The organism is Streptomyces albiaxialis (assembly GCF_039530985.1).
Taxonomy (GTDB): Bacteria; Actinomycetota; Actinomycetes; order Streptomycetales; family Streptomycetaceae; genus Streptomyces; species Streptomyces albiaxialis.
In genome coordinates this window covers 350,236-363,257 of record NZ_BAAAPE010000009.1, presented here as the reverse complement: position 1 = coordinate 363,257, position 13,022 = coordinate 350,236, and the positions used below count along the sequence as shown (strand labels likewise).

General features: G+C 73.0%; 10 protein-coding genes. 8 read left to right on the top strand and 2 right to left on the bottom strand.

The genetic code is table 11. The features are described 5' to 3' along the window. The first annotated feature begins 89 nt into the window (after positions 1–89). From ABD343_RS19705 to ABD343_RS19685, 5 genes are all read left to right on the top strand, one after another. Positions 90–356, top strand: coding sequence for a hypothetical protein (locus tag ABD343_RS19705; protein ID WP_344529933.1), 267 nt, complete (start codon positions 90–92; stop codon positions 354–356). 9 nt (positions 357–365) lie between these two features. Further along, complete coding sequence (locus ABD343_RS19700; RefSeq protein WP_344529998.1) at positions 366–1,169, top strand: TlyA family RNA methyltransferase; 804 nt, start codon at positions 366–368, stop codon at positions 1,167–1,169. Next, positions 1,166–2,071, top strand: coding sequence for an NAD kinase (locus ABD343_RS19695; RefSeq protein ID WP_344529931.1), 906 nt, complete (start codon positions 1,166–1,168; stop codon positions 2,069–2,071). The genes ABD343_RS19700 and ABD343_RS19695 overlap by 4 nt, the downstream gene beginning before the upstream one ends. Positions 2,072–2,256: 185 nt before the next feature. Next, positions 2,257–4,023 carry a DNA repair protein RecN gene (gene recN, locus ABD343_RS19690; protein ID WP_344529929.1) on the top strand — a complete coding sequence of 589 codons (1,767 nt, stop codon included), beginning with the start codon at positions 2,257–2,259 and terminating at the stop codon, positions 4,021–4,023. Positions 4,024–4,394: 371 nt separating this feature from the next. Beyond that, positions 4,395–5,633, top strand: a complete 1,239-nt coding sequence (locus ABD343_RS19685) for a glycosyltransferase family 4 protein (RefSeq protein WP_344529927.1) — start codon at positions 4,395–4,397, stop codon at positions 5,631–5,633. 203 nt (positions 5,634–5,836) lie between these two features. Here ABD343_RS19685 and ABD343_RS19680 read toward each other — a convergent pair whose 3' ends face one another. Continuing rightward, entirely contained in the window at positions 5,837–6,877 is a 1,041-nt protein-coding gene (locus ABD343_RS19680; protein ID WP_344529925.1) for a LacI family DNA-binding transcriptional regulator, read from the bottom strand. A 110-nt stretch (positions 6,878–6,987) separates the two neighbouring features. Here ABD343_RS19680 and ABD343_RS19675 point away from each other — a divergent pair, with 110 nt between their 5' ends. Then, on the top strand, positions 6,988–7,932 hold the full coding sequence (locus ABD343_RS19675; RefSeq protein ID WP_344529923.1) for a glycoside hydrolase family 16 protein: 945 nt from the start codon (positions 6,988–6,990) through the stop codon (positions 7,930–7,932). Next, positions 7,929–9,098 carry a beta-1,3-glucanase family protein gene (locus ABD343_RS19670; protein ID WP_344529921.1) on the top strand — a complete coding sequence of 390 codons (1,170 nt, stop codon included), beginning with the start codon at positions 7,929–7,931 and terminating at the stop codon, positions 9,096–9,098. Before ABD343_RS19675 ends, ABD343_RS19670 begins: the two co-directional genes overlap by 4 nt. A 43-nt stretch (positions 9,099–9,141) precedes the next feature. Here the strand turns inward: ABD343_RS19670 and ABD343_RS19665 are convergent, their stop codons facing one another. Continuing rightward, a complete protein-coding gene (locus tag ABD343_RS19665; protein WP_344529919.1) occupies positions 9,142–10,959 on the bottom strand; it encodes a glycoside hydrolase family 15 protein in 1,818 nt (605 codons plus the stop codon). A 409-nt stretch (positions 10,960–11,368) separates the two neighbouring features. On the opposite strand from ABD343_RS19665, the gene pyrG reads away from it, so the two are divergent. Further along, positions 11,369–13,021, top strand: coding sequence for a CTP synthase (pyrG, locus tag ABD343_RS19660; protein ID WP_344529997.1), 1,653 nt, complete (start codon positions 11,369–11,371; stop codon positions 13,019–13,021). Position 13,022: the final 1 nt, after the last annotated feature.

The window sequence follows — 13,022 nt, the reverse complement described above, 5'->3', positions numbered from 1 at the left end:
ACCGCGCAGCCGCAGTCCGCAACGCACGGCAAGGGGCAGCTCCTGTCCGGTGAGCGGGAAAGTCAGTGGTGCGCGGTAGCGTCGGGACCATGAGCGAGCTGCCCCCCGACGAGGTGCCCGAAGGCGAACCGGAACCGGAACAGGCGGGACCGGAGCAGGCGGAGCCGGACGACGGTCCGCGCCCCTTGGGCGTCACCGTCACCCCGACCGGGAACGGCCCCGTCGACGCCGCGCTCCGGCGGCTGGAGGACGCCGACCACCTCGCGGTCGGCGGCCACCTGGAGGTGTACGAGGATGTGCACAGAGGACTGCGCGAGACGCTGGCCTCCCTCGACGACCCCCGACCCCGGAGCTGAGACGTGGCAGTGGCACGACGCCGACTCGACGCGGAGCTGGTGCGCCGCAAGCTGGCCCGTTCGCGCGAGCACGCGGGCCAGTTGATCGCCGCGGGACGGGTCACCGTCGGCGGCAACATCGCCGCGAAGGCCGCCACCCAGGTGGAGACCAGCGCCGCGCTCGTCGTCAAGGAGGACCCGGGCGACCCCGGCTACGTCTCGCGGGGCGGCCACAAGCTCGCGGGCGCCCTCGACGCCTTCGTGCCGCGCGGCCTGCGCGTCGAGGGCCGCCGCGCCCTGGACGCGGGCGCCTCCACCGGCGGCTTCACCGACGTCCTGCTGCGCGCCGGGGCCGGACACGTCGTCGCCGTCGACGTGGGGTACGGGCAGCTCGCCTGGTCCCTGCAGAGCGATTCCCGCGTCACCGTCAGGGACCGTACGAACGTGCGGGAGCTGACCCTGGAGGACGTCGGCGAGCCCGTCGGCCTCGTCGTCGGCGATCTGTCATTCATCCCGCTGGGCCTCGTGCTGCCCGCGCTGGTGCGCTGCGCGGCGCCCGACGCCGACCTGGTGCTGATGGTCAAGCCGCAGTTCGAGGTCGGCAAGGAGAGGCTGGGCAGCGGCGGCGTCGTCCGCAGCCCCGCGCTGCGTGCCGAGGCGGTGCGCACGGTCGCCGGGCACGCCGCCACGCACGGGCTCGGCGCGCTTGGCGTGATCGCGAGCCCGCTGCCGGGCCCCTCGGGGAACGTCGAGTACTTTCTGTGGCTGCGCGCCGGGGCGCCCGACCTCGACCCGGCGGATGTCGAGCGAGCTGTAGCGGAGGGGCCCAAGTGACAGCATGCGACCAGGAGCGCACGGTCTTCCTCCTCGCGCACACCGGAAGACCGGCGGCCGTCCGCAGCGCCGAACTGGTCGTGCAGGGCCTCCTGCGCTGCGGTATCGGGGTGCGGGTGCTCGCCGAGGAGGCCGTCGACCTGCCGTTGCCGGAGTCGGTGGAGGCCGTCGACGCCAAGCCCGACGCGGCGGAGGGCTGCGAGCTGCTGGTCGTGCTCGGCGGCGACGGGACGCTGCTGCGCGGCGCCGAGTTCGCGCGGGCCTCGGGCGTGCCGATGCTCGGCGTGAACCTCGGCCGGATCGGCTTCCTCGCGGAGGCCGAGCGCGACGACCTCGACAAGGTCGTGGACCGCGTGGTGACGCGCGCGTACGAGGTCGAGGAGCGGATGACCATCGACGTGCTGGTCCGCGAGGACGGCCGCGTGGCGCACACCGACTGGGCGCTGAACGAGGTCTCGGTCGAGAAGGCCGCGCGCGAGCGGATGCTGGAGGTCGTCACCGAGGTCGACGGCCGCCCGGTCTCCAGCTTCGGCGGCGACGGCGTCGTGTGCGCGACCCCGACCGGCTCGACCGCGTACGCGTTCTCGGCCGGCGGCCCCGTCGTATGGCCCGAGGTCGAGGCGCTGCTGATGGTGCCGATCAGCGCCCACGCGCTCTTCGCCAAGCCGCTGGTGGTCTCACCCGACTCGGTGCTCGCCGTCGAGGTCCAGCCCCAGACGCCGCACGGCGTGCTGTGGGCGGACGGGCGGCGCAGCGTCGACCTGCCGCCCGGGGCGCGTGTGGAGGTGCGGCGCGGGGCCGTGCCCGTACGGCTTGCGCGGCTGCACCACGCCTCATTCACCGACCGCCTGGTGGCGAAGTTCGCGCTGCCGGTCTCGGGCTGGCGGGGCGCTCCCCGCTAGTACGGGGCGGACCGCTGACGGACCGCCGACGGACGCCGACGGGCCACTTTCGGACGGAACCGATCACCTGTGCCCCTGGTGAGGCTGTGGGAGATGTGGTCATTGCGCGCTCGACGGGGCCTATGTCCCGCCGTCGCGGGGCCACCACTCCGACCGGGGGTGGGGGGATCGTGGCGGAACCTCGTATGGTCGTATCCGTGTTGGAGGAGATGCGGATCAGGGCCCTGGGCGTGATCGACGACGCCGTCGTCGAGCTGTCCCCCGGCTTCACCGCGGTGACCGGCGAGACCGGTGCGGGCAAGACCATGGTCGTCACGAGCCTCGGGCTGCTGCTCGGAGGGCGTGCCGACGCGGCGCTCGTACGGGTCGGTGCCAAGGCCGCCGTCGTCGAGGGGAGGATCGTCGTCCCGCCCGACGCGCCCGCGGCCCGCCGCGCCGCGGAGGCCGGGGCCGAGCTCGACGAGTCCGGGGACGAGGAAGCGGCGCTGCTCGTCAGCCGCACCGTCTCCGCCGAGGGGCGCTCGCGCGCACACGTCGGCGGACGATCCGTCCCGGTCGGGCTGCTCGCGGAGCTGAGCGACGACCTCGTGGCCGTCCACGGACAGACCGACCAGCAGGGGCTGCTGCGCGCGGCCCGCCAGCGCGAGGCCCTCGACCGGTACGCGGGCGAGGCCGTCGCGGTGCCGCTCGCCGCCTACGGCGCGGCGTACAAGCGGCTGCGCGCCGTCTCCGCCGAACTGGAGGAGCTGACCACGCGGGCGCGCGAGCGCGCCCAGGAGGCCGATCTGCTGCGCTTCGGCATCGACGAGGTGGCCGCCGCCGAGCCCCAGCCCGGCGAGGACACCGAACTCGCCGCCGAGGCCCAGCGGCTGGGCCACGCCGAGGCGCTGGCCTCCGCCGCCACGACCGCGCACGGGGCGCTCGCGGGCGACCCCGCCGACCCCGAGGGCGTCGACGCGGCCACGCTCGTCGGCGGCGCCCACCGCGCGCTGGAGGCCGTACGGGCGCACGACCCGTCCCTCGCCGCGCTCGCCGACCGGCTCGGCGAGGTGCACATCCTGCTCTCCGACGTCGCCGGCGAACTCGCCGGATACGCCGACGACCTGGACGCCGACCCGCTCCGCCTCGCCGCCGTCGAGGAGCGCCGCGCCGCCCTCACCCAGCTCACCCGGAAGTACGGCGAGGACATCTCGGACGTCCTCGCCTGGGCCGAGCAGAGCGCCGCCCGGCTCGCCGAGCTGGAGGGCGACGACGACCGTATCGGCGAGCTGACCGCCGAGCGCGAATCCCTGCGCGGCGAACTCGCCGGGCACGCCCGCGCCCTGACCGAGGCCCGCGCGGACGCCGCCAAGCGGTTCGCGGACGCGGTCACCGAGGAGCTGGCCGAGCTGGCCATGCCGCACGCCCGGGTCTCCTTCGACCTCAAGCACACCGAGTCCACCGAGGACGGGAACGGGCTGGAGATCGACGGCCGTACGCTCGCCTTCGGGCCGCACGGCACCGACGAGGTCGAACTGCTGCTCACCCCGCATCCGGGCGCGCAGCCCCGGCCCATCGCCAAGGGCGCCTCGGGCGGCGAACTGTCCCGGGTGATGCTCGCCGTCGAGGTCGTCTTCGCGGGCGCCGACCCCGTGCCCACGTACCTCTTCGACGAGGTCGACGCGGGCGTCGGCGGCAAGGCCGCCGTCGAGGTCGGGCGGCGCCTGGCACGGCTCGCCAAGTCCGCGCAGGTCGTCGTCGTCACCCATCTGCCGCAGGTCGCCGCCTTCGCCGACCGCCATCTCGTCGTGGAGAAGACGGACGACGGCTCGGTGACGCGCAGCGGCGTGCAGGCGATGGAGGGCGAGGACCGGGTGCGGGAGCTGTCCCGGATGCTCGCGGGCCAGGAGGACTCGCAGCTCGCGCGGGCGCACGCCGAGGAGCTTCTGGAGGCGGCCCGCGCCGGGTCCTGACTCCGGACACCGGTACGCGCTCGGCGAACGCGGCCTCGCTCGTGCGGGGGACCCCGGACGGGCCGCCGACGGGCCGCCGGGCGCACTTTCCGGGCGTGCCGGGCCCGACGCGCCGCCGGTCCGTCCGTACGGCGCTGCGGCGCGCGGCCGTCACCTGGCATCCTGGGCGGACCCGGACATCCGAACCACGGCCGTGGGGCCGGGCCCTGAGCCCGCGTCACCCTGCCGGGGACTCGCCGGGACCGGGACCCGGGTGCGGCAGCCGGTGTCCACCTGCCCGTCCGTCCACCGCCGGTCCGTCCACCCGTTGCCCGTCCGCCCGCCGCTGTACGCCGACCTCCGCTGTACGCCGATCTGGAGCCCGACCTGTCGTGACCCCCACCGCCACCCCGCCCCCGCCGCTCGTCGGACGCGTCCCGCTGCACGCCGTCCAGGTGCTCGGCGGCGGCTCCCTCACCCGCGGCGGGGGCGTACCGGGCGCGCGGACCGTGGCACACGTGCGCTCCCTCTCCGAGGGGCTCGTCGCCCGGGGCGTGCGGGTGACCGTATGCGCCCCCGGGGACGAGGAACTGGCCCGCGCCCTCACCGGTACGGGCGCCAGGTTCGCGCCCGCCACGGGACGTACGGAGCGCGAGACCGTGGCGGGCCTGCGCACACTCTGCGCCGACGCCGACCTGGTGCACGCGCACGGGCTGCGCGCCGGGTTCCTCGCCGCGCTCGCGCTCGGCAGGCGCCGCCGCGGCACGCCGCTCGTCGTCACCTGGCACACCCAGCCGCTGCCCGGCGCCGAGGGCGCCGAGCACGCCGAGGGGGCCCGCGCGCTGCTCGCGCGGCTCCTCAAGCGGCGGGTCGCCCGCGCGGCGGCCGTCGTCCTCGGCGTGACCACGGACCTCGTCGACGCTGCCCGCGACTGCGGCGCGCGCGACGCCCGCCTCGCGCCCGTCGTCATCCCCGCCCCGCGCGACGCGGCGGACGACTGTACGGGGGAGGAGGGCGAGGACGACGGGGAGGGCGCGCGGGCCGAACGGGACGCGCGCGCGGAGGCGCAGCGCCACAAGGCGCGGGCCGAGATCGGCGCCGTGGGCCGCCCCCTCGTCCTCTCCGTCGGCCGCCTCGACCGGCACCAGGCGTACGACGCCGTCCTCACGGCCGCGCGCGCCTGGCGCGACCTCGACCCGCCGCCACTGCTCGCCGTCGCGGGCGAGGGCCCCGAACGGGCCGCGCTCCAGCGCCGTATCGACGAGGAAGAGCTGCCCGTACGGCTCCTGGGGCGGCGGGACGACGCGCTGCGGCTGCTCGCGGGGGCCGACGTGGCGCTGCTCTCCACGCGCTGGGACTCCCGCTCGCCGCTCGCCCAGGAGGCGCTGAGCCGGGGCGTCCCCCTGGTCGCCACCGAGGTCGGCGGCATCCCCGAACTCGTCGGCGACGCGGCCGTACTGGTGCCGTACGGGGACGCGGACGCGCTCTCCTCGGCGGTACGCGCGCTGCTGGAGGACCCCGTCCGCCGCGAGGCCCTCGCGGCGGCGGGACGCGCCCGTGCGGAGTCGTGGCCGACGGAGGACGACACCGTCGCCCAGGTCCTGAGCGTCTACGACGAGCTGACAGCGTAGCCTTGCTTCCCCCTCAGCGCTTGGGAGGTCTGCGCAGGGCGCAGGGCTGGCAAGCGCAGCCCCCTGTGCCGGGGGCCCCGGGTGAAAGAGCCGCGCCCGGGGTGCCCCGGGCTGTGCTTCGCGGGCTGCCGCCGCGTCGTGGCTGGGCGCGCAGTTCCCCGCGCCCCTGAAGAGGCAAGCCCCGACGTGTCGTGACCGGGCGCTCAGCTCGACTGGCGGATGACCAGTTGTGCCGGGGTCACCACCGGTGAGGGCGAGGCTTCGTCCGGTTCCAGGGCGAGGCGTCGCAGGAGCAAGCGGGCCATGATGCGGCCCATCCGCTCGACGTCCTGGCGGACCGTCGTGAGCGGAGGGTCCGCCCAGGACGCGGGTTCGAGGTCGTCGTAGCCGACGACGGCGACATCGGCCGGGACCCGTAGGCCTCGGGCCCGCAGCGTCCGCATCGCGCCCGAGGCCATCAGGTCCGAGCAGGCGAAGACCGCGTCCAGGCCGGGCTCCTCGTCGAGGAGCCGGGCCATCGCGCGTTCGCCGCCCTCCGCCGTGAAGCGGCCGTCGAGGGCGGGCGGGGGAGCGGCTCCGGCCGCCGCGAGCGCGTCGCGGGCGCCCTCCAGGCGGTCGAGCGCCGAGGTCTGGTCGAGGGGGCCGGTGATGACCCCGATCCGTTGCCGCCCTCGCTCCAGCAAATGCGCGACGGCCTGCCGCCCCCCGCCCCGGTTGTCCGTGTCCACGTACAGCAGTCCGGGGTCCGCCGCCGCGCCGGGCCAGCCGGGGCGCCCGCCGAACACGACCGGCAGCCCCGCCTCTTCGGCGGCGCCGCCGAGCGGCGGCTCCTCGCCGTGCAGCGAGAACATCAGGACGCCGTCCACATGGCCCGCCGACAGATAGCGGCTGACGCGGGCGCTGTCGCCGCGCTCCTCCAGGAACATCAGCAGGAGCTGGAGGTCGCGTTCGGCCAGCTCGCGGCTGATTCCGCGCAGTTGGCGGGAGAAGAACGGGTCGGAGAAGACCCGGCTCTCCGGTTCGGCGATGACGACGGCGACGGCACCGGTGCGCCGGGTGACCAGGCTGCGGGCCGCGCTGTTCGGCACGTACCCCAGCGCGTCGACCGAGGCCCGGACGCGTTCCCGCACCTCGGAACGGACTCCGGCGCCGCCGTTGACCACGCGGGAGACGGTGGCGCGCGAGACGCCCGCGTGGGCCGCGACGGCTTCCAGCGTGGGGCGCGGACCGCGACTTCGGTGCACCTCGAACTCCTTTTCTTCCGGAAGGGCTTGACGCTACTCCGAAGGATCGGCACTGTGCATGCCCATGACGTGAGAGCGCTCTCAATCCCCCCACGCAAGGAGCGCGGAAGATGAGATTCAAGAGACGAACCGTCGCGGGAGCCGCGGCCGCCACCGCGTTGGCCGCCGCCGGAGCCCTGCTGCTGCCGCACGCCCAGGCGGCCGAATCCGGCTCGTCCGGGACGAAGGCCGAGGTCATGGAGGAGGTCTGGCGCACCGACTTCGACGGCGAGGCCGGCTCGCTGCCCTCCGACCAGGACTGGATCATCGACACCGGGCACAACTACCCCGGCGGCCCGGCCAACTGGGGCACCGGCGAGATCCAGGAGTACACGAAGGACCCGGCGAACCTCTCGCTCGACGGCGAGGGCCACCTCAAGATCACGGCGTTGAAGAACGGCGAGAACTGGACCTCGGGCCGCATCGAGACCAAGCGCACGGACTTCGAGGCGCCCGAGGGCGGCAAGCTCCGTATCGCCGCGAAGCTCAAGCTGCCCGACGTCTCCGGCGAGGAGGCGCTGGGCTACTGGCCCGCCTTCTGGACCCTCGGCGACGCCTACCGGGGCAACTACCAGAACTGGCCCGGCGTGGGCGAGTTCGACATCATGGAGAACGTCAACGGCCAGAAGGCCACCCACGGCGTCCTCCACTGCGGCGTCAACCCCGGCGGCCCCTGCAACGAGACGCAGGGCATCGGGGCCGAGCGGCCCTGTGACACCTGCCAGTCGGAATTCCACGAGTACGCGCTCGAACTCGACCGCTCCGGCGGCACCGAGGAACTGCGCTGGTACGTGGACGGTCAGCAGTTCCACTCCGTCAAGGAGTCGGACATGGACGCCGACACCTGGGCCAAGGCCACCCACCACGGCCACTTCATCCTGCTCAACCTCGCCATGGGCGGCGCGTTCCCCGACGGTGTCGCCGGCCAGAAGACCCCCACGGCGGCGACGAAGCCGGGAGCCTCGCTGCTCGTCGACTCCGTCTCCGTCGAGCGCACAGGAGGTGCCTCCAAGTGATCAGCCGCAGGACCCTGCTGCGTACGGCAGCCGCCACCGCCGTCGCCGCGCCCGCCGCCGGGCTCATCGTCAACCAGGCGGGAGCCGGGACCACCGGCCGCCGGGCGAAGGCCGGAATGCCGCTCACGATCGTCAACAAGACGGGCGAGTACGAGAACAAGTCCATCTACGTCTACATCGTGGGCAACGACGGCACCAACCAGGTCCGCGTCACCCCCGAGGGCGAGCTGAAGCCCGTCGCCGTCTCCGACAACGGAGGCGACGGATTCACCGACTACGCGATACCGCTCGCCGGGGGCGGCGACACCACGATCCAGCTCCCGCACATGTCCGGGCGGATCTATGTCGCGCTCGGCGACAAGCTCAAGATCAAGGCCGTGGAGGACGGCGACGGCAAGGCCGCGCTCGCCTACCCCGCGGGCTGGGTCGAGGGCGACCCGAACCACGGAGTGATGCACGACTGCGCCGAGTTCACCTTCAAGCCCGAGGGCATGTACTGCAACACGACCATGGTCGACATGTTCAGCGTGCCCCTCGCCATCCAGCTCAAGGGCGCCAAGGACCAGACGACCGGCGCCCTCAAGGACGGCGCCCGCGCCAAGGTGTTCGAGGCCGTCAAGGGCGCCCAGGGCTTCGACAAGCTCGTCATCGACGACAAGCGCGTCATCGCCCCGGGCCACGGCATCGGCGCGGGCCTCTTCGCCGAGGACTACTTCGCCCCGTACATCGACGAGGTCTGGAGCACCTACGAGGGCAAGGACCTCACCGTCACCACCAACGCGGGCAAGTTCACCGGCAAGGTCAGCGGCGGGAAGCTCGCCTTCACCGGGCCCGGCGAGGTCTCCTTCGACAAGCCCAGCACCAAGGACGTGCTGTTCTGCGACGGCACCCTCGCCGCGCCCAACGACGGCGTCACCGGGCCCGTCGCGGCGATCCTCGGCGCCGGCTTCAACCGCACGACGCTCGCCGCCCACGCGAGCCAGCCCACCGACGACCCCGGAGGCTTCTACCAGGGCGACCTGACCCACCACTACGCGAAGGCCATGCACGAGGCCACCCAGGACGGCAAGGCGTACGGCTTCGCCTTCGACGACGTGGGCGGCTTCGCCTCCTACATCGAGGACGGGGCCCCGCAGAGCATCACGCTCACGCTGACCCCGTTCTAGAACCCCGCTCCGGGACCCCGTTCCGGAATCCCGGACCCGGGTCTCAGACTCCGTACGCTCCCGAGGCGGTCAGCCGCAGTGCCGTGTCGATCATCGGCACGTGGCTGAACGCCTGCGGGAAGTTCCCGACCTGGCGCTGGCGCCGGGGGTCCCACTCCTCGGCGAGCAGCCCCAGGTCGTTACGGAGCGCGAGCAGCTTCTCGAAGAGCTTGCGGGCCTCCTCCACGCGCCCGATCATCGCCAGGTCGTCGGCGAGCCAGAACGAGCAGGCGAGGAAGGCGCCTTCGTCGCCCTCCAGCCCGTCCACGTTCTCCTCCCCGGCGGCCGAGGTGGTCGGGTAGCGCATGACGAAGCCGTCCTCGGTGGACAGCTCGCGCTGGATGGCCTCGATGGTGCCGATCACGCGCTTGTCGTCCGGCGGCAGGAAACCCATCTGCGGGATCAGCAGCAGCGAGGCGTCCAGCTCCTTGGAGCCGTAGGACTGCGTGAAGGTGTTCCGTTCCTTGTCGTACCCCTTCTCGCAGACCTCGCGGTGGATCTCGTCGCGCAGATCGCGCCAGCGCTCCAGCGGGCCGTCCGCGTCGCCGCTCTCGATCAGCCGCACGGTGCGGTCGACGGCGACCCAGGCCATCACCTTGGAGTGGGTGAAGTGGCGGCGGGGGCCGCGCACTTCCCAGATGCCCTCGTCCTTCTCGAACCAGTGCTTCTCCAGATAGCCGATCAGCTTGATCTGGAGGAGCTGCGCGTAGTCGTTCCGGGCGAGGCCCGTCTGGTGGGCCAGGTGCAGGGCCTCGGTGACCTCGCCGTAGACGTCGAGCTGGAGCTGGCCCGCCGCGCCGTTGCCGATCCGGACGGGCCGGGAGTCCTCGTACCCCGGCAGCCAGTCCAACTCGGCCTCGCTCAGCTCCCGTTCGCCCGCGATGCCGTACATGATCTGGAGGTTCTCCGGGTCGCCCGCGACCGCGCGCAGCAGCCACTCGCGCCAGGCGCGCGCCTCCTCGCGGTACCCGGTGCGCAGCAGCGAGGAGAGCGTGATGGCCGCGTCGCGCAGCCAGGTGAAGCGGTAGTCCCAGTTCCGGGAGCCGCCCAGCTCCTCCGGGAGCGAGGTCGTCGGCGCCGCGACGATGCCGCCCGTCGGCGCGTACGTCAGCGCCTTCAGCGTGATCAGCGAGCGGACGACGGCCTCCCGGTACGGGCCGTGGTACGTGCAGTGCTCGACCCACTCGCGCCAGAAGTCCTCGGTCGTGCTCAGCGCTTCCTCGGCGTCCGGCAGCGGCGGCGGCTCGCGGTGCGAGGCCTGCCAGCTAATCGCCATCGCGATCCGGTCGCCGGGGCCGACGGTGAAGTCGGAGTACGTCGTGAGGTTCTTGCCGTACGTGTCGGCGTCGCTGTCCAGCCACACCGAGTCGGGGCCCGCGACGGCCACCGTGCGCCGGCCCACCTTGTGCACCCACGGCACGACCCAGCCGTAGGAGAAACGCATCCGCAGCGCCGAGCGCATCGGCACCCGGCCGCTGACGCCCTCCACGATCCGCACGAGCTGCGGCGCGTGGGTCTCGCGGGGCGGCATGAAGTCGATGACGCGGACGGTGCCGCGCGGGGTGTCCCACTCGGACTCCAGGATCAGCGAGTCCCCGCGGTATCGGCGGCGGTCCGCCGGGGCGGGCCCGGTGCCCGCGGAGTGCGCGGGCCCGACACGCCAGAAGCCGTTCTCCTCGGTGCCCAGCAGGCCCGCGAAGACGGCATGGGAGTCGAACCGGGGCAGGCACAGCCAGTCGGCGGTCCCGTCCCTGCCGACCAGAGCTGCCGTCTGCATGTCCCCGATGAGTGCGTAATCCTCGATGCGCCCAGCCACGTGCATCTCCAGTCGAACGAACTGCTGCTACGCCCCGTGGGACGCGCTCAATGGCCTGTGTGTTGCTCTCCCTGCCCGGGCAAGTTCCGAGCAATATACGACGCAGGGATCTCCCACGCCCGACGGTTGACTGAGTCCGGCTGCGCCGATGGGGTGAGCTTCCTACCCGCGCTCACCTGCTGCGACTTCGCTGTCACCCTGGGGCGTCACGCGTCCGCGACGGCCGTCACGGGAGCCTCGTGCGACGCGGCCCGGCGGCGGCACTGTTAGGCTTGAAGCCCGTGGACCGGTGGGCACGCGACTCGATCTGTTCGACTCCACAGCCCCCCGAACCGCAGCGGTGGCACCCCTGAGCACAGGCGCCAGGGAATCGCTCCGCACCCCACCAAGCGACCACGGGAGCCCCCTCTTGGCCATGCCGCCTACGTCCATGACGACCAAGCACCTCTTCGTCACCGGGGGTGTCGCCTCCTCGCTCGGCAAGGGGCTCACCGCCTCCAGCCTGGGTGCCCTGCTCAAGGCCCGGGGCCTGCGGGTCACGATGCAGAAGCTCGACCCGTACCTGAACGTCGACCCGGGCACGATGAACCCCTTCCAGCACGGTGAGGTGTTCGTCACGAACGACGGCGCCGAGACCGACCTCGACATCGGGCACTACGAGCGCTTCCTCGACGTCGACCTCGACGGCTCCGCGAACGTCACCACCGGGCAGGTCTATTCCTCGGTGATCGCCAAGGAGCGGCGCGGCGAGTACCTGGGCGACACGGTCCAGGTGATCCCGCACATCACCAACGAGATCAAGCACCGCATCCGCCGCATGGCCACCGACGACGTCGACGTCGTCATCACCGAGGTCGGCGGCACGGTCGGCGACATCGAGTCCCTCCCGTTCCTGGAGGCCGTCCGCCAGGTCCGCCACGAGGTCGGCCGGGACAACGTCTTCGTGGTCCACATCTCCCTCCTCCCGTACATCGGCCCCTCCGGCGAGCTGAAGACCAAGCCGACCCAGCACTCCGTGGCCGCGCTGCGGAACATCGGCATCCAGCCCGACGCGATCGTGCTGCGCGCCGACCGCGAGGTGCCGATCGCGATCAAGCGCAAGATCTCCCTGATGTGCGACGTGGACGACAACGCCGTGGCCGTCGCCAAGGACGCCAAGTCGATCTACGACATCCCGAAGGTGCTGCACACCGAGGGCCTGGACGCCTACGTCGTCCGGAAGCTCGACCTCCCCTTCCGCGACGTGGACTGGACCCAGTGGGACGACCTGCTGCGCCGCGTCCACGAGCCGGACCACGAGGTCAACGTCGCGCTCGTCGGCAAGTACATCGACCTGCCCGACGCCTACCTCTCGGTCACCGAGGCGCTGCGCGCCGGCGGCTTCGCGAACCGCGCCCGCGTGAAGATCAAGTGGGTCACCTCCGACGACTGCCGTACGCCCGAGGGCGCGGCCCGGCAGCTCGGCGACTGCGACGCGATCTGCGTCCCCGGCGGCTTCGGCGACCGTGGCGTCGAGGGCAAGGTCGGCGCGATCACCTTCGCCCGCGAGAACAGGATCCCGCTGCTCGGCCTCTGCCTCGGCCTCCAGTGCATCGTCATCGAGGGCGCCCGGAACCTCGCGGGCATCAAGGACGCGAACTCCACCGAGTTCGACCCCGGCACCGCGCACCCGGTGATCTCCACCATGGAGGAGCAGCTCGACATCGTCGCCGGCGAGGGCGACATGGGCGGCACCATGCGCCTGGGCATGTACCCCGCGAAGCTCGCCGAGGGCTCCATCGTCCGCGAGGTCTACGGTGAGGAGCCGTACGTCGAGGAGCGCCACCGGCACCGGTACGAGGTCAACAACCACTACCGCACCGAGCTGGAGAAGAAGGCCGGGATCCTCTTCTCGGGGACCTCGCCCGACAACAAGCTCGTGGAGTACGTCGAGTACCCGCGCGAGGTCCACCCCTACCTGGTCGCCACCCAGGCCCACCCCGAGCTGCGCTCCCGGCCCACGCGCCCGCACCCGCTCTTCGCGGGCCTGGTGAAGGCCGCGGTCGCGCGCCAGCAGGAAGGGAAGTGAC

Bases quoted from the DNA above. Each gene is read 5' to 3' on its own strand.
- ABD343_RS19705 (WP_344529933.1), top strand. From the start codon at position 90: ATGAGCGAGCTGCCCCCCGACGAGGTGCCCGAAGGCGAACCGGAACCG.
- recN (WP_344529929.1), top strand. From the start codon at position 2,257: ATGGTCGTATCCGTGTTGGAGGAGATGCGGATCAGGGCCCTGGGCGTG.
- ABD343_RS19675 (WP_344529923.1), top strand. From the start codon at position 6,988: ATGAGATTCAAGAGACGAACCGTCGCGGGAGCCGCGGCCGCCACCGCG.
- ABD343_RS19665 (WP_344529919.1), bottom strand. From the start codon at position 10,959: ATGCACGTGGCTGGGCGCATCGAGGATTACGCACTCATCGGGGACATG.
- pyrG (WP_344529997.1), top strand. From the start codon at position 11,369: ATGCCGCCTACGTCCATGACGACCAAGCACCTCTTCGTCACCGGGGGT.